Origin of the sequence: Bradyrhizobium guangzhouense (assembly GCF_004114955.1) — a bacterium.
GTDB classification, from domain to species: Bacteria; Pseudomonadota; Alphaproteobacteria; order Rhizobiales; family Xanthobacteraceae; genus Bradyrhizobium; species Bradyrhizobium guangzhouense.
The window spans coordinates 4,402,530-4,420,403 of sequence record NZ_CP030053.1; the positions used below are offsets into that span (position 1 = coordinate 4,402,530).

Genomic DNA, 17,874 nt, shown 5'->3' on the forward strand with positions numbered 1-17,874 from the left:
AGTGCAACGCAGCATCCCACTGGTGCAACCGTCGCCCAATTGCGCTATTCGTAGGCAATCATGACTCGTCGAACCGGCAGCGCCGATCTTCCCTTGCACTCCGGACGAGTTCCGCCGTGGCTTGCAAGCCGTATGGCGTCGCTGGGTGCGATCGTCACGCAGGCGATCGTGCTGCATTATGGCCGCGATGCGTTCATGCAGCGGCTGTCGCATCCATTCTGGTTCCAGTCGTTCGGCGCCGTCATGGGCATGGACTGGCACTCCTCAGGCATCACGACGTCGGTGATCGGCGCGCTGAAGCGCGGGCTCGGCCCGCTCCAGGACGAGCTCGGCATCTATGTCTGCGGCGGCCGCGGCCAGCATTCGCGCAAGACCCCGGACGAGCTCTTGCAGCTCGGCAACCGCGTCGGCTTCGACGGCGCAAAGCTCACACGCGCCAGCCGCCTCGTGGCCAAGGTCGACAGTGCCGCTGTGCAGGACGGTTTCGATCTCTATCTGCACGGCTTCTTCGTCACCTCAGATGCCAAGTGGACGGTGGTGCAACAGGGCATGAACGGCGACAAGCGCCAGGCCCGCCGCTACCACTGGCATTCCGAGGCGCTCAAGAGTTTTGTCGATGCGCCGCATAGTGCGATCGATGGCCCGCAGCAGGGCGAGATCGTCAATCTCACCGACCATCGCGCCGAAATCTCGCGCAGCGCGCAGCTCGAGCTCCTCTCCGACCTCGGCCCTGATCGCATTCTCTCCGAACTCGAGCGGCTCACCGGCACGGCGCCCGAGCCGCTTCAGGCCACGCTGCCGCATCTGATCATGCCGGCGCATCACGATGTCAGGCCGAAGGACGTGTTCGCGCGCCGCCTGCACGGCACGCTCGCGGCCGCGGCCGAGCGCGGGCCGGTCGATTTCCCCGAGCTGTTGCTGACGCCCGGCGTCGGCGCCCGCACCGTGCGATCGCTGGCAATGGTCGCCGAGGTCGTGCACGGCGCGCCCTATCGCTTCAACGATCCCGCGCGCTTCTCGCTCGCCCATGGCGGCAAGGACCGGCATCCCTACCCCGTTCCGATCAAGGTCTATGACGAGACCATCCGCGTGCTGAAGGGCGCAATCCAGAGCGCAAAACTCGGCCGCGAGGAAGAGTTGCAGGCGATCAGGCGCCTCGACGACCAGGCGCGGCGGCTGGAACGCACCGCAAGCGGACCATCGGTCGAAGCCTATATCGCCGGTGAGCGTGAAGCCTCGCCGGATCTCGACGGTCGCTCGGTGTTCGGCTGGGAGCGCGATCGCGTCGCCTCGCGCAAATCGACGGGCTGACCATCGGACGCGATCACCGGCAATTTTGCGATCGCGCGGAGGCCCGGCCGCTTGCGCCAACGGATCTGCGACGGATCGACTGCGAGACCGAGCCGCGGCCAGCGGGTGAACAGCGCCTGAAGCGCGCAGGCCCCTTCGATCCGCGCCAGCTGATGTCCCAGGCAGAAATGGATTCCCGTGCCGAAGGAGATGTGGCGATTGGGCTTGCGTTCGAGATTGAGGCGCTTCGGCTGTTCGTGCACCGCCGGATCCATATTCGCGGCGGCGAGCATCACCATGACGCGATCGCCCTTCTTCACGCGCACGCCTTCGATTTCGACGTCCCGCCGCACGTAACGCGGCTTTGAAAACTGGACCGGCGAGACGAAGCGCAAGAATTCTTCGACCGCGAGGGAGGCGCGGCTCCAATCCTGTTCCATCCAGTCAAGCATGTCAGGATTTCTGAGCAGCTCGTAGACCGAGCCGCTGATCAGATGCGTGGTGGTCTCCGAGCCCGCAGCGAGCAGCAGGAACACCATCGAGACCATTTCGTCCGGCGTGATCTCGCCGCCCTCGCGTTCGACCTGGACCAGCTCGGCAATCAGGCCCTCGCCGCCCCGCTCGCGCGCGATCCGCAACTGTCCTTCGAGATAACTCCGCATGTTGCGGAACGCGAACAGCAAGCGAAAGAAACTGACGACGTTCGTCAATGTGGACATCGCATTGGCCCAGGCGATGAAACGCGGGCGATCGGCCATGGGCAGTCCGAGCAGCTCGGAGATCACCGACAGGGGCAGGATGCGCGCATAGCGCTCGACCAGATCGGCCGGGCTGCCGTCTGCAAACAGCTCATCGGCCAGACCATCCGCGATGGCGCGGATGCGCGGCTCCATCGCGACGATGGCGCGGCGGCGAAAGGCTTCGTCCACGATGCTGCGCAGCCGCGTATGGTCCGGCTCGTCCGTCGTCAGCATGTTGTTGGCGATGGTCCTGACCAACCCCGGCATCCACCAGCGCAGGCCTGCCACTTCGCCGTCCTCCTTGCGCAGCGTGAAGATCGTGCTGTCCTTCAACACTTGCGCAGTGGCGTCGTGAGTGGTGGTGATCCAGACGTCGCCGACCAGGGGAAAACGTGTCGCGACCACAGGACCTTGCGCGCGCAGCGCGGCAATGGCCGTAGGCGGATCGCGAAAGAAGGCTTCGCTGGTGAAATCGAGGCGCGGTGCCATGGAATCACCGGAATGGTTGTTGGCGCCTCAACCACATGGTGTGTGAGGCCGTAGACGCAAGGGCTGGAACCCGCCCTTCTTTAGCCCCGGCCCGGCGACCGCGGACCGACCTTGCGCTGCTGCTGGTTGGTGTAGGCGTCCCAATGGCTCCAGCTGCCATTACTGAGGCTCTGCAGGTCGGTGCCGAGCGGGCGGCGCGTGCGCTTGTCGTGATCGCCAATCACGCGTTCCGACTGCGCGATCTTGCGCTTGAGTTCACCGATCGTCTTCTGGGTCTGGCCGTTGCGCTTGGAGGACGCGATCTCGCCCATCGTGAAGCGCGCGGTCTCCAGCGCCTTCAACTCGGCGCGATTTTTCTTCAACTGAACCCGGTGCCAGGCGATGTTGCTGTCGCTGTCCGCAACCATGTGGGAACTCCGCTGATTCGCTCCCACAGTGTATCAAGCGCCGAATCGGCGGGGCAACGCCCGGCCGACGGCGAAAATGCGGAGATATTGCGAGAAGGGCACGATCCGGAAAAGGGTGAAGCGGTCTTCCGAATAGATCATGCCCAAAAAGTGCCGCGTTTAGCGCTCGGCAAACGCCTTCTCGACCACGAACTGGGCGGGCTCGCCATGGTTGCCCTCGACGAAGCCGCGCTCGCCCAGCAGCACGCGGGTGTCGGCGACCAGCGCCGGGCTGCCGCAGATCATGACGCGGTCATGGGCCGCCTCGATGGCCGGCAGGCCGATATCGGCGAACAGCTTTCCTGACGTGATGAGGTCGGTGATTCGGCCGCGGTTGCGGAAGGGATCGCGGGTCACGGTCGGGTAGTAGATCAGCTGGTTCTGGATGTATTCGCCCAGCATCTCGTCCTTCGGCAGGTGCTCCGTGATCATCTCGCCATAGGCGAGTTCCTTCACATGACGGCAGCCGTGCAGCAGCACGACCTTCTCGAACCGCTCGTAGGTCTCGGGGTCCTTGATCACGCTCAGGAACGGCGCAAGGCCGGTGCCGGTGCCGATCAAATAGAGGTTGCGCCCCGCTTCCAAATTATCGATCACGAGCGTGCCGGTGGCCTTGCGACTGACGATGATCTCGTCGCCTTGCTTCAGATGCTGGAGGCGCGAGGTCAGCGGCCCATCGGGCACCTTGATCGAGAAGAACTCCAGCGTGTCCTCGTAATTGGCGCTGGCGACGCTGTAGGCCCGCAGCAGCGGCTTCTCGCCGACCTTGAGCCCGATCATGGTGAATTCGCCGTTGCGGAAACGGAAGGTCGGGCTGCGGGTGGTCTTGAAGGAGAACAGCGTGTCGGTCCAGTGGTGGACGCTCAAAACGCTTTCCTGATTGAAATTGCTCATCTCACCCTTCCGTTTCGCTTCCAGCGGTTTCCGAGGCGGTCAGCTATGCGTCGTTTGTACACGATCATTCGTATACTAATGAATAATCCCGCTTGATCCCGCGGTCAAGGCTGCCCAAGATCGCGAGCGTTGCAGTTAGGAATAAGGAGCCCCTTCCATGGCGCATGACGCACCCCAGGCCACCGGACCCTCGAAGCTGGTGATCCGCAATATCGGCCTGATCCTGTCCGGCGCGCTGGAAAAGCCCATCCTGGACGGCGACACCATCGTCGCCGAGAACGGCAAGATCACCGCGATCGGCCGCTACAAGGACCTCAACACCGAAGGCGCAACCACCATCGTCGATGCCAATGGCACGACGGTCACCCCCGGCCTGATCGACAGTCACGTCCATCCCGTCGCCGGCGACTGGACGCCGCGGCAGAACCAGATCAACTGGATCGACAGCTCGCTCCATGGCGGCATCACCACCATGATCTCGGCCGGCGAAGTGCACATGCCCGGCCGCCCCCGCGACGTCGTTGGCCTCAAGGCGATGGCGATCTTCGCCCAGCGCGCATTCTGGACGCTGCGTCCGGGCGGCGTGAAAGTTCACGCCGGCGCCCCTGTGATCGAATGCGAGATGGTCGAGGAAGATTTCAAGGAGATGGCCGCCGCCGGCGTCAAGCTGCTCGGCGAAGTCGGCCTTGGCGGCGTCAAGGACGGCCCGACCGCGCGCAAGATGGTCGGCTGGGCCCGCAAATACGGCATCCAGAGCACCATCCATACCGGCGGCCCCTCGATCCCCGGCTCGGGCCTAATCGACAAGGACGTGGTGCTGGAGGCCGACACCGACGTGGTCGGCCACATCAATGGCGGCCACACTGCCTTGCCCGACGACCAGATCCGCTGCATTTGCGAGGGCTGCAAGCGCGGGCTCGAGATCGTTCACAACGGCAATGAGCGCTCGGCGCTCTACACGCTGCGCATCGCGCGCGAGATGGGCGACCTGCACCGCGTCATCCTCGGCACCGACGGGCCGGCCGGCTCCGGCGTGCAGCCGCTCGGCATCCTGCGCATGGTCTCGATGCTGTCCTCGATCGGCGAGCTGCCGGCCGAGCTGGCCTTTTGCCTCGCCACCGGCAACACCGCGCGGATGCGGCAGCTCGATTGCGGCCTGATCGAGGTCGGCCGTGCCGCCGATTTCGTCATCATGGACAAGGCCCAGCACTCGCCCGGCAAGAACATCCTGGAGAGTGTCCAGCTCGGCGACCTCCCCGGCATCGGCATGACCATCATCGACGGCATCGTGCGGACGCAGCGCAGCCGCAACACGCCGCCGGCGGGCCGGGTGCCGGAGGTGGTGGCGAAGTGATCGGGAAGAAGGTGCCGTAGGGTGGGTTAGTTAGCCGAAGGAGTAACCCACCTCTTTTCTTTCCGAACAGATCGAAGTTGGTGGGTTACGCCCTGCAGATGCGCTTAGCGCATCTGCAGGGCTAACCCACCCTACAAGACCATCACCTCAGCTTGTTCAACAACGCCATCAGCAGCTCGCGCTCTTTCGCATCGAGTGGCGCCAGCGTCTCGCGCGTGATCGCGATCGCGTTCGGCGCGAGCTTTTCCGCGAGCTGCTGCCCGGCACGCGTCAGGCTCACCAGAAGGCGCCGTCCGTCCTCGGGATCCTGGCTGGTCTCCGTCAGGCCGCGCGCGGTCAATCGATCGATCACACCTTTGATGGTCGCGACATCCATTGCCGTCAGTCGCCCGAGCTGGTTCTGCGAACACGGCCCGGTCTCGGCGAGCTTCGACAACGCCGCCCATTGCGTCGGCGTCAGGTTGGTGCCGATGTCGCGGGAGAAGATCGAGCTGTGGCGCTGCCAGACCTGGCGCAGGATGAAGCCGACCTGCTCGTCGAGAACGTAGGGCGGCTTGCCCTGCTTGACACTCTTCTTCGCCGTGACGCTTCTTGCCATTCCAGCCCCGCCCCTCACAACGACAGATGCGCGTCGCGGATATCCGGACGTGCGTCTAGCTCGGCCATGGTCCCGCCGAAGCAGATGCGGCCGCGCTCGATGATGTAGGCGCGATCCGAAATCAACCGCGCAAAGTGCAAATTCTGCTCGGAGACGACGATGCTGACGCCCTCCTTCTTCATGGTCAGGATGGCATCGACCATCTGCTCCACGATCTTCGGCGACAGGCCTTCCGAGGGCTCATCCAGCAGCACCAGCGACGGATTGCCCATCAGCGTGCGTGCGATGGTCAGCATCTGCTGCTCGCCGCCGCTCATGCGGCCGCCGGGACGGTTCTTCATCTCGCCGAGGTTCGGAAACAGCGTGAACAGCTTTTCGCGATCCCAGTGCGGCGCGTTCGGTCGTTTCGGCTGACGGCCGACTTCGAGATTCTCCTCCACGGTCAGATCGGTGAAAATGCGCCGCTCCTCCGGCACATAGCCGAGCCCCTCGCGCACGATCTCATGCGTCGGTTTGGCCGAGACATCCTTGCCCTCGAACATGATGCGGCCGGTGCGCTGCGCGACGAGGCCGACGATCGAGCGGAACGTGGTCGACTTGCCGGCGCCGTTGCGCCCGAGCAGCGCCACCACCTCGCCTTCGCCGACCTCGAAACCGATGTCGAACAGGATATGCGCGGGGCCGTAATGGCTGTTGAGGTCCTGTACCGTGAGCTTCATGCCGAGGCCCCCTCGCGATGGCCGCCCTCGTAGAGCAGGCCCTCGCCGAGATAGATCGCCTGCACCTGCGGATTGCCGCGCACCTCGGCCGGCGAGCCCTCGGCGATCAGCGTGCCGCGATTGAGCACGATGATGCGGTCGGCATGCTCGAACACCACGTCCATGTCGTGCTCGGTGAAGAGCACGCCGATCGACTTCTCCTTCGCGATCTGGGCCGTGAGCCGCATCAGCTCGACGCGCTCGCGCGGCGCCATGCCGGCGGTCGGCTCGTCCATCAAGAGCAGCTTTGGATCGTTGGCGAGCGCCACCGCCAGCTCGAGCCGCTTGAGATCGCCATAGGCGAGCTCGCCGCAGGGACGATCGGCGTAGCCGCCCATGCCGACCAGCTCGAGCAGCCGGCCGGCCTCGTTGCGATCAACATTCGGCGCCGAGCCCCAGAGATTGAACAGCTGCTGACCATGCGAGATCAGCGCGACCTGCACGTTCTCGCGCACCGTCATGGTGGCGAACGTCGCGGTGATCTGGAAAGTTCGGCCGACACCCATGCGCCAGATCTCGCGCGGCTTCTTGCCCGTGGTCTCCTCGCCGAGCAGACGCACATGGCCGCTATCGGGCTTGTTCTGGCCGTTGAGCATGTCGAAGCAGGTGCTCTTGCCCGCGCCGTTCGGGCCGATCAGCGCCAGGATTTCGCCTGATCGCAGCGCGAACGAGACGCCGCGCACGGCGTGGATGCCGCCATAGGATTTGGTCAGGCCTTCGACCGCGAGAAGTGGGGGTGAAACGCTCATTCGGCGGACTCGATCGGCTTGGCGAGCAAAGAGGATCCCGGCGGGGCTGACTTCCTGCGCCGCTGCGCCAGCACCTCGAGCATGCCGACAATGCCCTTGGGGAAGACGACGACGATCAGCACGATGAAGCCGCCGAGCACGAGCTTCGACAGGTCGGTCTGGCTGACGAGCCAGATGTTCAGCGCCTTGTAGACGATGGCGCCGATCACCCCGCCCGAGACGGTCTCGACGCCGCCGAGCAGCACCATGACCAGCGCATCGACCGACAGCGAGATGCCGAGATTGTCGGGGAAGACGCTGCCCTTGAGGTAAGCGAACAGCGCGCCGCCGATGCCGGCGGTGGTGCCCGCGATCACGAACGCGGTCCACTGGATGCGCTTGGCATTGATGCCGACCGCCTCGCTGCGCAGCAGCGAGTCGCGCGTGGCCCGAAGCGCGTAGCCGAACGGCGAGAACACCGCGATCCGCAGTGCAATCGTCACCAGCGCCGCGACGCCCAGCGCCAACCAGTAGAAATGCGACGGGCTCGCCGCCCAGCTCGCAGGCCACACGCCGAGGATGCCGTTGTCACCGCCTGTCACACTGACCCACTGGAACGCGATCGACCAGACGATCTGCGCGAAGGCCAGCGTCAGCATCGCAAAGTAGACGCCGGAAAGCTGCACCGCGAAGAAGCCGAATATCGCCGCCCCCATGCACCCGAGCAGCGGACCGAGCAGCAGGCACACGATCATCGGCAGTCCCGCCATCTTGGCGAGGAAGGCGACGCCGTAGGCGCCGAGGCCGAAATAGGCAGCGTGGCCGAACGATGCGAGCCCGCCGACCGACATCAGGAAGTGCAGGCTGACGGCGAAGATCACGAAGATCGCGATCTCGGAGCCGACAGTCAGCGCATAATTGCCGGCGAACAACGGCAGCATCGCGGCGATGACGAGTGCCACCAGCGAAGCCAGCCGCTCATTCGACGTCAGCGGACGCCAGGGATTGACTGACAATCCGGGCGTCTTGCGCGCGGCCGCCTCCGGCTTGCCGAACAGGCCCCAGGGCCGGACGATCAGCACCGCCGCCATCACCAGGAAGACCAGGATGATGGAAATCTTCGGAAAGATCAGAATGCCGAAGGCGTTCAGCTCGGAGACCAGCACGGCCGCCACGAACGCGCCGACGATGCTGCCGAGGCCGCCGATCACGACGACGACGAAGACCTCGACGATGATGCGCAGATCCATGGCGTGATGCACGGCATCGCGCGGGATCTGGAGCGCGCCGCCGAGCGCGGCGAGGAAGACACCGACCGCGAACACCGATGTGAACAGCCATTTCTGGTTGACGCCGAGCGCCGCAACCATGTCGCGATCCTGCGTCGCGGCGCGCACCAGAACGCCCCACCGCGTGCGCTGGAACAGCAGCCAGAGAATGCCGAGCACCACAGGCCCGAGCACGATCAGGAATAGGTCGTAGCTCGGAATGTTCTGGCCGAAGAAATCGACCGCGCCCTTGAAGCCCGGCGCGCGGCGGCCGACGAGATCATCGGGCCCCCAGATCAGCACGACGAGATCCTCGACCATCAAGGTCAGGCCGAACGTGCCGAGCAGCTGGAACAGTTCGGGCGCATGATAGATGCGCCGCAGCAGCACCATCTCGACGAGCACGCCGATCAGCGCCACCGCCAGCGCCGCCATCACCACTCCGCCCCAGAAGCCGAACGCGCCGGAGAAGCGCTCGGTCAGCGTGAAGGCGATATAGGCGCCGATCATGTAGAAGGCGCCATGCGCGAAATTCACGATCCGCGTCACGCCAAAGATGATCGACAGGCCCGAGGCCACCAGAAACAGCGACGCTGCGCTGGCAAGACCTGTCAGAAACTGTACGACGTAGAAGGCCATCGGCGGTCCGGGTTGGTGTTGCTTCTCATCCCTCCCCGTGCAGGGAGAGAGAGCTTCGTAGGGTGGGTTAGCCCTGCATATGCGCAGAGCGCATCTGCTCGGCGTAACCCACCTCTTCTGGTTCTGCGGGCGCAGACCGTGGTGGGTTACGCCTTCGGCTAACCCACCCTACGGCAGCGGTGGCTAGTCCTTCGGCCGCAGCTTCTCGACTTCGGCGTCGCTCGGCAGATAGTCCGAACCCTTCTTGTAAGACGCATCCACCATCACGCCCTTGCCGTCCTTCTGCGCGGTCTTGCCGACGAAGGCGCCGAGGGTCGACTGGTGGTCGATCTTGCGGAACGTGATCTCGCCGAACGGAGATGGCATCGAAATGCCCTCGGCCGCCGCGATCAACTTGTCCGTATCCGTCGAGCCGGCCTTGGCGAGGATCGCCGCAGCCGCCTTGATGGTCTGGTAGCCGACGATCGAGCCGAGGCGCGGATAGTCGTTGTACTTGGCCTGATAGGCCTTCAGGAACGCATCATGCTCGGGCGTCTTGATCGAGTACCAGGGATAGCCGGTAACGATCCAGCCCTCGGGCGTCTCGTCCTTCAGCGGATCGAGATATTCGGGCTCGCCGGTCAGGAACGACACGACTTCGCGGCCCTTGAACAAGCCGCGGGTGTTGCCCTCACGCACGAGCTTGACGAGGTCAGGACCGAAGGTGACGTTGAGGATCGCTTCGGGATTGGCCTGCGCCACCGCCTGCACCACAGGACCAGCATCGATCTTGCCCTGCGGCGGCCACTGCTCGTCGACCCACTGGATGTCGGGGCGCTTCTCCGACATCAGCTTCTTGAACACCGCGACCGCCGACTGGCCGTATTCGTAGTTCGGCGCGATCGTCGCCCAGCGTTTTGCGGGGAGCTTGCTTGCCGCTTCCACCAGCATCGCGGCCTGCATGTAGTTGGAGGGGCGCAGGCGGAATGTGTATTTGTTGCCTTTCGACCAGGTCACGGCGTCCGTCAGCGGCTCGGCGGCGAGGAAGAACACCTTCTTCTGGTTGGCGAAGTCAGAGACCGCGAGGCCAATGTTGGACAGGAACGTGCCCGTCAGCATTGCAACGCCTTCGCTGGAGACGAGCTCGTTGGCCGCAGTCTGCGCATCCGCCGGCTTGCCGCCGTCGTCCTTGGAAATGACGACGAGCTTCTTGCCGTTGATGCCGCCTGCCGCGTTGATCTCTTCGACCGCGAGCTGCCAGCCTTTGCGATAAGGCTCGGTGAAGGACGGCAGCAGCGAATAGCTGTTGATCTCGCCGATCTTGATGTCCTCAGCCAGGGCCGAATGGCCCATGCCGGCAGCCAGAAGCGCAAAGGCCGCGCCGACGAAAATGTTTCTTGCTCGCATCCCAACCTCCAGTTTTGAACTTTATCTCTCGACCACGATCCTGCCGGAGAAGCTGTGCCCGCCCCTCCGGACTGTCCCTTATTTCAAGCCGTCTTCGCCCTTGATCTCGGCGACCGTCAGCCCTCCGACGCGCGGCAGCGGGCGGCCGCTGTCGGTGACGGCGACCGCGACCATGATCTCGTTGGCGCGCGGTGCATCGTTGATCTGCACCTCCATGCCGTCGAAATGGCTGCGCACGAAGGCCGCGTCCTTGTGCCCAAGCGGAATGTCCAGCGTGGTGCCGGGCCCGCTGCGCTTCTTGGACGACGGGATCAGCGCCGCGCCCTTGCCCAGCACCTTGCGCACCGGCGCACCCATCTTGGGGTGAAGGATCGCTGCGGCATGTTCCAGCTCGCCGTTCTCGCCGACGGCCGCGGCCTTGCCGTAGCTGTGTGCCTTTGCGCCGTCGATGCCGAGCGCCGCCACGGCGCGCTTGGCCAGCAGGTCACCAAGCTCCTCGCCGATCGCGATCAGCGGCGAGAGGTCCTCGACGTATCTTCCGGCAAAGGGATTTTCGATCACGGCGATCGCAGCAGCGCGCCGGGTCGGCGGGGAGACCTGGCGGCCCATCTCCATCTGCGTCTCTTCGACGACGGTGACGATCTTGCGGATGATCGCGCTCATGATTGCTTCCTTAGACTCTTCCCCGTTCAGGCACTGATCGCGTTCTCCAGCACCAGCGGGCGCGGTCGTTGCTCTTCTATATCCTTGGTTCCGATGACAAGCATATCACCACAAAGCCTGAGCACGGCACCCTCGATCAATCCGCGATCGAATATTTGCCGTGCACATTCCGCGCCAGATTCGAGCGCGGCGGCGATCTCTCCTTGCGACAATTCACCGACCTCGCTGACAACAAGGCGCGCGCCGAGATCGCTGTCGGGCTGAAGCTCGTCGGCCGGCTTTCGGACGATGGCGGGATGGCCCTGCAGATCGACGGCGTTGGCGATCACGGTCGCCGCTGCATCAGCCTGCGAGGCCGTCGCCGCCAGCACCGTTACAGCGTCCGCAATGCCGAGCGAAAAGCTGCGGCCGTGGCGGCCGCTGGTCGCAATGCCGCGCACGGGGTCGTCGGCATCGACCCTCATGGCGCGCATCACGCCATCGCGATCAGGCCGATCCATCAGGCCAACGGAAAAATGCTCGCCCGCGCCAAGGTGCAGCGCGATATCGCCGCCATTGTTGACATAGGCCCGATCGAGCCTCGCGACATGAAGCATGGCGCCGAGAATTTCCTCCGCCACACTGCCCGCCACCGCGGCCATCGGCGTGATGAAGCGATTCCAGGCGTAGGGCGTAACGGCAGCGTACATGCGCCGGGCCACCGTACCGGTTAGCGAGCACGCCGCCGGCAGCGCCGCCCTCCGTAATTCCGGCAGCTCCGCACAGAGCTCATCGAGGAGTCCGGTAAACCGCCGCGCCGCGGCCTCATAGGCCGCACGCACCTCGTGCTCGTGCCCCCCCGCCTCGACGATCAGATCGATCGGTCCATCCTGCAAATGCAGCCGCCGGCCATCAGACAGCAATGCGATTTGCGGGAGCCTTCTCATGCCCGCCGTCCCGGGATCGGGCTCTGCCAGGGCAACTGACGGACGTCGTCACCACCCCTCACCTCGGAGAGCGGTTTGACATAGTCCATGTGCCCGCCGAGCGCGGCATAGTCGGACAGTTTCATCGTGAATTCGATCGGCGCAACCAGCGCCGGCGTCGGCACATAGCCGAACGCACCTGCCGGCATCTGCGTCACATCGACCATGTAGGTGATGCCGCCGCCCGGCCAGACATAGACCGCCGCGCCGCCGCTGGTGACGCGCGTCAGCGCATCCTTCACCGAGCGCGTCAGCCGCACCGGATTGTCGGTGACGCCGGCGCGCAAGGACCCGCCGGCACCGGCCATGAACAGCACCGTGCACAGCGCCGGCTCGCAATTTTCCTGGATGCGCTCGACTGAAAATTTCAGGTCGGCGGGCATCTCGGTCTCGACCGGCTTCAAGGCCTCGTCGAGCACGTAGTAGGACGAATGCTCGCCTGTCGTGGATACCATCAGCATCGAGAGACCGGGCTTGGCCTCCTTGGGATCGAACGGACCGAGGATCGCCAATGGATCGGAGATATTCGTGCCGCCCCACCCGGTGCCGGGATCGGCGACCTGGAAATAGCGGCCGGGCGTCGAGCGCCGGCCCTTCATCTTGATGCCGGTGTCGGCGATGTCGAGCAGCTTGCCGGCCTGATGCTCTGAGAGCACGCCCGTGATGTGGTCGTCGACCACGACGACCTCATCGACCTTGCCGTGCCATTGCTTGGCGAACATGCCGATCGTCGCAGAGCCGCAGCCGACGCGCATGCGCTCTTCTTTCACGCCGTTGACGATCGGCGGCTGGCCGGCCTGCACCACCACGCTGGCGCCGCCGTCGATCGTCAGCTCCACCGCCTTGCAATTGGCGAGGTCCATCAGCGTGTCGCAGGTGACCCGCCCCTCTTTCTTGGAGCCGCCGGTGAGATGATGCACGCCGCCGAGCGACAGCATCTGCGAACCGTATTCGCTGGTCGTGACGTGGCCGACCGCTTCGCCCTGCGCACGCACGGTCGCGGTCTCGGGCCCGAGATAGCGGTCGGTGTCGATTTTCACCTTGACGCCGCAGTAGGAGAAAATGCCTTCGGTGACGACAGTCACCATGTCGACGCCGTCGACCTCGGACGAGACGATGAAAGGCGCCGGCTTGTAGTCGGGATAGGTCGTGCCCGCGCCGATTGCGGTGACGAAGGTCGAGGGCTCGTGGACGAGCTTGCCGTCCCAATCTTCGCTGCGGCTGAACGGAACCAGCTTGCCACCGTGCGACACCGTGCGCTCGAGAATGATGTGCGGATCGACGCGAACGAGCTTGCCATCGTCATTGGCATAGCGGTCGCAGGCGCCCGCCGCCCCGGGCTTGATGTAACACATCACCGGACAGGCATCGCAGCGGATCTTGTCGGTGGCGGCGCTCGTTATTTCCATCACCATGTCAAAGCCAGCGGACAGTGCGGTTATCATTCGTATACGAACGATGTTGCGCGCGGTCCCCCGGGGCTGTCAAGCGGCGCCGCGCGCGAAAAGCCGCGCCTGCCGAATAAAACCTCATTTGCCTCCCTGCCTTGTCCACAAAGCGGGCAGCCACGCTGCAGTGCGGCATGACGGCTTGCACGTTTGTGTACAAACGGTATCGTCGCGACGTCGAAATTACGCGACCGCAGGGTTTGGGAACGAGGATGATGCAGCCACCGATCCGCCTCACCGTGAACGGCAGGATCCACGATGTCACGGCGGAAGGCCAGACGCCGCTGCTTTACGTGCTGCGCAATGATCTCGGACTCAACGGGCCGAAATACGGTTGCGGCCTGGGTGAATGCGGTACCTGCACTGTCCTGATCGACGGCATGGCTGCGCGCTCCTGCGTGATTCCCGTCAGCGGTTGCGCCAGCCGCGACATCGTGACGCTCGAAGGCCTCGGCACGCGCGACAAGCCTGACGTCGTGCAGCAGGCCTTCATCGACGAGCAGGCCGCGCAATGCGGCTACTGCCTCAACGGCATGATCATGACCACCAAGGCGCTGCTCGCATTAAATCCCCAGCCAACAGAGCAGGAAGCGCTCGCCGCGCTGCGCTACAATCTCTGCCGCTGCGGCACGCATGTCGAAATCCTGCGCGCCGTGATGCGCGCCTCCAGCCAGCTCGCCGAGGCCGGTGATTGATGGCCTCTCCTGTTTCGCATGCAGCTGAGCGAGGTTCGCTCATCGTCGTCCGCACGGTGGACGAGGTCACATCGGAGACCTTCATTCGCATCACCGCGGACGGTTCGGTCACGGCCTATAACGGCCATGTCGATCTCGGCACGGGAATCCGGACCGCGCTCGGCCAGATCGTCGCCGAAGAACTCGACGTCTCCTTTGCCCGCGTCGTCGTGGTGCTCGGCGACACCGCCGTTGTGCCGAACCAGGGCGCGACGATCGCGAGCGAAACCATCCAGATCACCGCCGTCCCCCTGCGCAACGCCGCAGCGCAAGCGCGACAGTTTTTGATCGCGCGCGCGGCCGAGCGGCTGGAGCTGCCGGAAGCCGAACTGAAGATCGAAGACGGTCTCGTGCGCGGCCATAATCGCAGCGTCAGCTATGGCGAGCTGATCGGCGGTGAAACCGTCCGTCTCGAACTGGCCGATGATGTGGTGGTCAAGGCTGTCAACGACTACGCCATCGTCGGCCAGTCGATGCCGCGCGTCGATCTTCCTGCAAAAGCCACGGGCGAGCTGACCTTCGTGCACGACATCCGCTTGCCCGGCATGCTGCACGGCCGCGTGGTGCGCCCGCCCTATTCCGGCGTCGATGCCGGCCCGTTCGTCGGCACCAGCCTGATCGCGGTGGACGAATCCTCCGTGCGTGACGTCCCAGGCCTCATGGCCGTCGTCCGCATCGGCGATTTCGTCGGCGTCGTCGCCGAACGCGAGGAGAATGCGATTCGCGCGGCCGAGCAGCTCAAGCTGAGCTGGAAGCCGACGCCTGAACTCACCGATCTCGCCGATGTCGAGACCGCACTGCGCGCTCAACCGTCCGCGCCGCGGACGCTGATCGACAAGGGCGATGTCGTTGCGGCGATATCGGGCGCGGCCAAGCCGATGCAGCGCACGTATCTGTGGCCGTACCAGATGCACGCCTCCATCGGCCCGTCCTGCGCGGTCGCGGATTTCCAGGACGGCAATGTTCGCGTCTGGTCGGGCACACAGAATCCGCACCTGCTGCGAGCCGATCTCGCGTTGCTGGTCGAACGTCCCGAGAGCGAGGTCGAGGTCATCAGGTTGGAAGCCGCCGGCTGCTACGGCCGCAATTGCGCCGATGACGTCAGCGCGGACGCGCTATTGCTGTCGCGCGCGGTCGGCCGGCCCGTGCGGGTGCAGCTGACGCGCGAGCAGGAGCATGCCTGGGAACCCAAGGGCACCGCGCAGCTGATCGACGTCAACGGTGGCTTGGACGCGAATGGCGGCATCGCCGGTTACGACCTCGCCACGCGCTATCCCTCGAACGCCGCGCCGACGCTGGCGCTGCTACTCACCGGGCGCATCTCGCCCGAGCCCGCGGTGCTCCAGATGGGCGACCGCACCGCGATCCCGCCTTACGACTACGACCATATGCGCGTCGTCGCCCACGACATGGCCCCGATCGTGCGCGCGTCCTGGTTTCGTGGCGTCTCGGCGCTGCCGAACACCTTTGCGCACGAATCCTACATCGACGAAGCCGCGACCGAAGCCGGCGTCGATCCGATCGAATATCGCCTGCGCTATCTCAAAGACCGGCGCGCCGTCGATCTCGTCAACGCGGTGGCCGAGCGCGCCGGCTGGACGCCGCGTCCGGTGCGTGAGGACAAGGACGGCGAGATCGTCCACGGCCGCGGCTTCGCCTACGCGCTCTACGTCCACAGCAAATTCCCCGGCTATGGCGCGGCGTGGTCGGCCTGGATCGCCGACGTCGCCGTGAACAAAACCACCGGAGATGTCAGCGTCACGCGCGTCGTGGCCGGGCAGGACTCGGGCCTGATGATCAATCCCGATGGCGTGCGTCACCAGATCCACGGCAACGTCATCCAATCCACCAGTCGCGCGCTGATGGAGGAGGTCTCGTTCGAGCGCGGCGCAGTGGCGGCGCGGGAATGGGGCGCGTATCCCATCATCCCCTTCCCCGATGTGCCCAAGATCGACGTCCTGATGCTGCCGCGCCAGGACCAGCCGCTCGGCGTCGGCGAGTCAGCCTCCGTGCCGAGCGCAGCGGCGATCGCGAATGCAATCTTCGATGCAACAGGCGTGCGCTTTCGTGAGCCCCCGTTTACGCCCGAACGCATCCTGAGGGGCTTGCACGGAGAAACGTCGCCGGTGCCACGAGCCCTGCCGGCGCCCGCGGCGCCGAAATCGTCCCGCATCTGGGAGAATCCGTTCGCCAGACGCGCCGGCATTTTCGCGACGATCGCGGCCGTCTGCACCGCCGCGATCGGCCTGTGTGCCACGCTCCTGCCCGGGCGCGCGATCGCGCCGATCGCGCGGCCCGATGCATCGGTCTATTCGGCTGCGACGATCGCGCGCGGCGAGCAGCTTGCGGCGCTCGGCAATTGCGCGGAGTGCCACACCAACCTCAATGGCGCGCTCAACGCCGGCGGCCGCGCGCTGGAGACGCCGTTCGGCACGATCTACTCGACCAACATCACGCCCGATGTCGAGACCGGCATCGGCGCGTGGTCCTATCCCGCCTTCGAGCGCGCGATGCGCGAGGGGCTGCACCGCGACGGGCGGCAGCTCTACCCCGCTTTCCCCTACACGCACTTTTCCAGGACCGGCGAAGCCGACCTCCAGGCGCTCTACGCCTATCTGATGGCGCAGCCTGCGGTGCGCGCAACAGCACCTGCGAACGCGCTCGCTTTCCCGTTCAACATCCGCCCGCTGCTTGCGGGCTGGAATGCGCTGTTCCACGACACCCGGGAGTTCAAGCCCGATCCGGCAAAATCCGAACAATGGAATCGCGGCGCTTATCTGGTCGAGAGTCTCGGCCATTGCAGCGCGTGCCACTCGCCGCGCAATGCGCTCGGCGCCGAGCAGCGCCAGGCCTATCTCGCCGGCGGCTATGCCGAGGGTTGGGAGGCGCCGCCGCTGACCTCGCTCTCGCACGCGCCGATCCCGTGGAACGAGGACGAGCTGTTCACCTATTTGCGCACCGGCCACTCGCGCTATCACGGCGTCGCGGCCGGCCCGATGGCGCCGATCGTTCGGGATCTCAAGGCCCTGCCCGACCAGGACATCCGCGCGATGGCGGTCTATCTCAATTCCTTCAACGACGTCGCGGCCGATGCTCCCGCACTCGCCGCAAAGCTCGAGAGCGCGACACAGGTCACCGTCGCCTCATCCACCGGCGCGCGGCTCTATCAGGGTGCCTGCGCGGTCTGCCACGAGGTCGGCGGCCTGCCGCTGTTCGGCAGCCGGCCCTCGCTCGCGCTCAACAGCAATCTGCACAGCGCGACGGCGGACAATCTCGTGCAGGTGATCCTGCACGGCATCACCGAACCCGTGTCGAGCGACCTCGGCTACATGCCTGCGTTTGGGAATAGCATGAGCGACGCCCAGGTCGAGGAGCTCGTCGGCTTCCTGCGCGACCAGTTCGCGCCGGATGAGCCGGCCTGGACCGGCGTGCGCGAGACGATCGCACGGGTGCGATCGTCAACCGCACACTGAA

At 65.2% G+C, this 17,874-nt stretch carries 15 protein-coding genes; 4 read left to right on the forward strand and 11 right to left on the reverse strand.

Going from position 1 to position 17,874, the window contains the following annotated elements:
* The first annotated feature begins 60 nt into the window (after positions 1 to 60).
* The gene (locus XH91_RS21285) at positions 61 to 1,311 is read left to right on the forward strand and encodes a DUF763 domain-containing protein (RefSeq protein ID WP_128952385.1); all 1,251 of its coding nucleotides are present in this window, start codon (positions 61 to 63) and stop codon (positions 1,309 to 1,311) included.
* On the opposite strand, the gene XH91_RS21290 is transcribed toward XH91_RS21285, so the two are convergent.
* The 3 genes from XH91_RS21290 to XH91_RS21300 all read right to left on the reverse strand — a co-directional run bounded on the left by XH91_RS21290 (position 1,212) and on the right by XH91_RS21300 (position 3,859).
* Positions 1,212 to 2,519 (reverse strand): cytochrome P450 family protein, encoded by a 1,308-nt coding sequence (locus XH91_RS21290; protein WP_128952386.1) that lies wholly within the window; start codon positions 2,517 to 2,519, stop codon positions 1,212 to 1,214. The two genes, XH91_RS21285 and XH91_RS21290, sit on opposite strands and share 100 nt — an antisense overlap.
* Positions 2,520 to 2,599: 80 nt before the next feature.
* Entirely contained in the window at positions 2,600 to 2,926 is a 327-nt protein-coding gene (locus XH91_RS21295) for a hypothetical protein (RefSeq protein WP_128952387.1), read from the reverse strand.
* A gap of 159 nt (positions 2,927 to 3,085) precedes the next feature.
* Entirely contained in the window at positions 3,086 to 3,859 is a 774-nt protein-coding gene (locus XH91_RS21300) for a ferredoxin--NADP reductase (protein WP_128952388.1), read from the reverse strand.
* Between the two features lie 157 nt (positions 3,860 to 4,016).
* Here XH91_RS21300 and XH91_RS21305 point away from each other — a divergent pair, with 157 nt between their 5' ends.
* Positions 4,017 to 5,213 (forward strand): amidohydrolase family protein, encoded by a 1,197-nt coding sequence (locus tag XH91_RS21305; protein WP_128952389.1) that lies wholly within the window; start codon positions 4,017 to 4,019, stop codon positions 5,211 to 5,213.
* Between the two features lie 142 nt (positions 5,214 to 5,355).
* Here the strand turns inward: XH91_RS21305 and XH91_RS21310 are convergent, their stop codons facing one another.
* The 8 genes from XH91_RS21310 to XH91_RS21345 all read right to left on the reverse strand — a co-directional run bounded on the left by XH91_RS21310 (position 5,356) and on the right by XH91_RS21345 (position 13,633).
* Positions 5,356 to 5,811 carry a MarR family winged helix-turn-helix transcriptional regulator gene (locus tag XH91_RS21310; protein WP_128952390.1) on the reverse strand — a complete coding sequence of 152 codons (456 nt, stop codon included), beginning with the start codon at positions 5,809 to 5,811 and terminating at the stop codon, positions 5,356 to 5,358.
* A 14-nt stretch (positions 5,812 to 5,825) separates the two neighbouring features.
* A complete protein-coding gene (locus tag XH91_RS21315; protein WP_128952391.1) occupies positions 5,826 to 6,530 on the reverse strand; it encodes an ABC transporter ATP-binding protein in 705 nt (234 codons plus the stop codon).
* A complete protein-coding gene (locus tag XH91_RS21320) occupies positions 6,527 to 7,318 on the reverse strand; it encodes an ABC transporter ATP-binding protein (protein ID WP_128952392.1) in 792 nt (263 codons plus the stop codon). The genes XH91_RS21315 and XH91_RS21320 overlap by 4 nt, the downstream gene beginning before the upstream one ends.
* On the reverse strand, positions 7,315 to 9,204 hold the full coding sequence (locus XH91_RS21325; RefSeq protein ID WP_128952393.1) for an ABC transporter permease: 1,890 nt from the start codon (positions 9,202 to 9,204) through the stop codon (positions 7,315 to 7,317). The genes XH91_RS21320 and XH91_RS21325 overlap by 4 nt, the downstream gene beginning before the upstream one ends.
* Positions 9,205 to 9,387: 183 nt before the next feature.
* A complete protein-coding gene (locus tag XH91_RS21330; protein WP_128952394.1) occupies positions 9,388 to 10,590 on the reverse strand; it encodes an ABC transporter substrate-binding protein in 1,203 nt (400 codons plus the stop codon).
* A 78-nt stretch (positions 10,591 to 10,668) separates the two neighbouring features.
* Positions 10,669 to 11,253 (reverse strand): amino acid synthesis family protein, encoded by a 585-nt coding sequence (locus XH91_RS21335; protein ID WP_057758342.1) that lies wholly within the window; start codon positions 11,251 to 11,253, stop codon positions 10,669 to 10,671.
* A 26-nt stretch (positions 11,254 to 11,279) separates the two neighbouring features.
* Positions 11,280 to 12,179 (reverse strand): UPF0280 family protein, encoded by a 900-nt coding sequence (locus XH91_RS21340; protein WP_128952395.1) that lies wholly within the window; start codon positions 12,177 to 12,179, stop codon positions 11,280 to 11,282.
* Positions 12,176 to 13,633 (reverse strand): 6-hydroxynicotinate reductase, encoded by a 1,458-nt coding sequence (locus tag XH91_RS21345; protein WP_164934052.1) that lies wholly within the window; start codon positions 13,631 to 13,633, stop codon positions 12,176 to 12,178. Before XH91_RS21345 ends, XH91_RS21340 begins: the two co-directional genes overlap by 4 nt.
* A 245-nt stretch (positions 13,634 to 13,878) precedes the next feature.
* On the opposite strand from XH91_RS21345, the gene XH91_RS21350 reads away from it, so the two are divergent.
* Together XH91_RS21350 and XH91_RS21355 are read left to right on the forward strand one after the other, a co-directional pair.
* Positions 13,879 to 14,361: a (2Fe-2S)-binding protein gene (locus tag XH91_RS21350; protein ID WP_128952397.1), complete on the forward strand. Its 483-nt coding sequence runs from the start codon at positions 13,879 to 13,881 to the stop codon at positions 14,359 to 14,361.
* Positions 14,361 to 17,873: a molybdopterin cofactor-binding domain-containing protein gene (locus XH91_RS21355; protein ID WP_128952398.1), complete on the forward strand. Its 3,513-nt coding sequence runs from the start codon at positions 14,361 to 14,363 to the stop codon at positions 17,871 to 17,873. The genes XH91_RS21350 and XH91_RS21355 overlap by 1 nt, the downstream gene beginning before the upstream one ends.
* Position 17,874 lies beyond the last annotated feature (1 nt).

Excerpts from the sequence above, each read along its gene's own strand:
- XH91_RS21285 (WP_128952385.1), top strand. The coding sequence starts at position 61 with ATGACTCGTCGAACCGGCAGCGCCGATCTTCCCTTGCACTCCGGACGA.
- XH91_RS21350 (WP_128952397.1), top strand. The coding sequence starts at position 13,879 with ATGATGCAGCCACCGATCCGCCTCACCGTGAACGGCAGGATCCACGAT.
- XH91_RS21310 (WP_128952390.1), bottom strand. The coding sequence starts at position 5,811 with ATGGCAAGAAGCGTCACGGCGAAGAAGAGTGTCAAGCAGGGCAAGCCG.
- XH91_RS21340 (WP_128952395.1), bottom strand. The coding sequence starts at position 12,179 with ATGAGAAGGCTCCCGCAAATCGCATTGCTGTCTGATGGCCGGCGGCTG.
- XH91_RS21345 (WP_164934052.1), bottom strand. The coding sequence starts at position 13,633 with ATGGTGATGGAAATAACGAGCGCCGCCACCGACAAGATCCGCTGCGAT.
- XH91_RS21295 (WP_128952387.1), bottom strand. The coding sequence starts at position 2,926 with ATGGTTGCGGACAGCGACAGCAACATCGCCTGGCACCGGGTTCAGTTG.
- XH91_RS21290 (WP_128952386.1), bottom strand. The coding sequence starts at position 2,519 with ATGGCACCGCGCCTCGATTTCACCAGCGAAGCCTTCTTTCGCGATCCG.
- XH91_RS21305 (WP_128952389.1), top strand. The coding sequence starts at position 4,017 with ATGGCGCATGACGCACCCCAGGCCACCGGACCCTCGAAGCTGGTGATC.
- XH91_RS21335 (WP_057758342.1), bottom strand. The coding sequence starts at position 11,253 with ATGAGCGCGATCATCCGCAAGATCGTCACCGTCGTCGAAGAGACGCAG.
- XH91_RS21315 (WP_128952391.1), bottom strand. The coding sequence starts at position 6,530 with ATGAAGCTCACGGTACAGGACCTCAACAGCCATTACGGCCCCGCGCAT.
- XH91_RS21330 (WP_128952394.1), bottom strand. The coding sequence starts at position 10,590 with ATGCGAGCAAGAAACATTTTCGTCGGCGCGGCCTTTGCGCTTCTGGCT.
- XH91_RS21320 (WP_128952392.1), bottom strand. The coding sequence starts at position 7,318 with ATGAGCGTTTCACCCCCACTTCTCGCGGTCGAAGGCCTGACCAAATCC.
- XH91_RS21355 (WP_128952398.1), top strand. The coding sequence starts at position 14,361 with ATGGCCTCTCCTGTTTCGCATGCAGCTGAGCGAGGTTCGCTCATCGTC.
- XH91_RS21300 (WP_128952388.1), bottom strand. The coding sequence starts at position 3,859 with ATGAGCAATTTCAATCAGGAAAGCGTTTTGAGCGTCCACCACTGGACC.
- XH91_RS21325 (WP_128952393.1), bottom strand. The coding sequence starts at position 9,204 with ATGGCCTTCTACGTCGTACAGTTTCTGACAGGTCTTGCCAGCGCAGCG.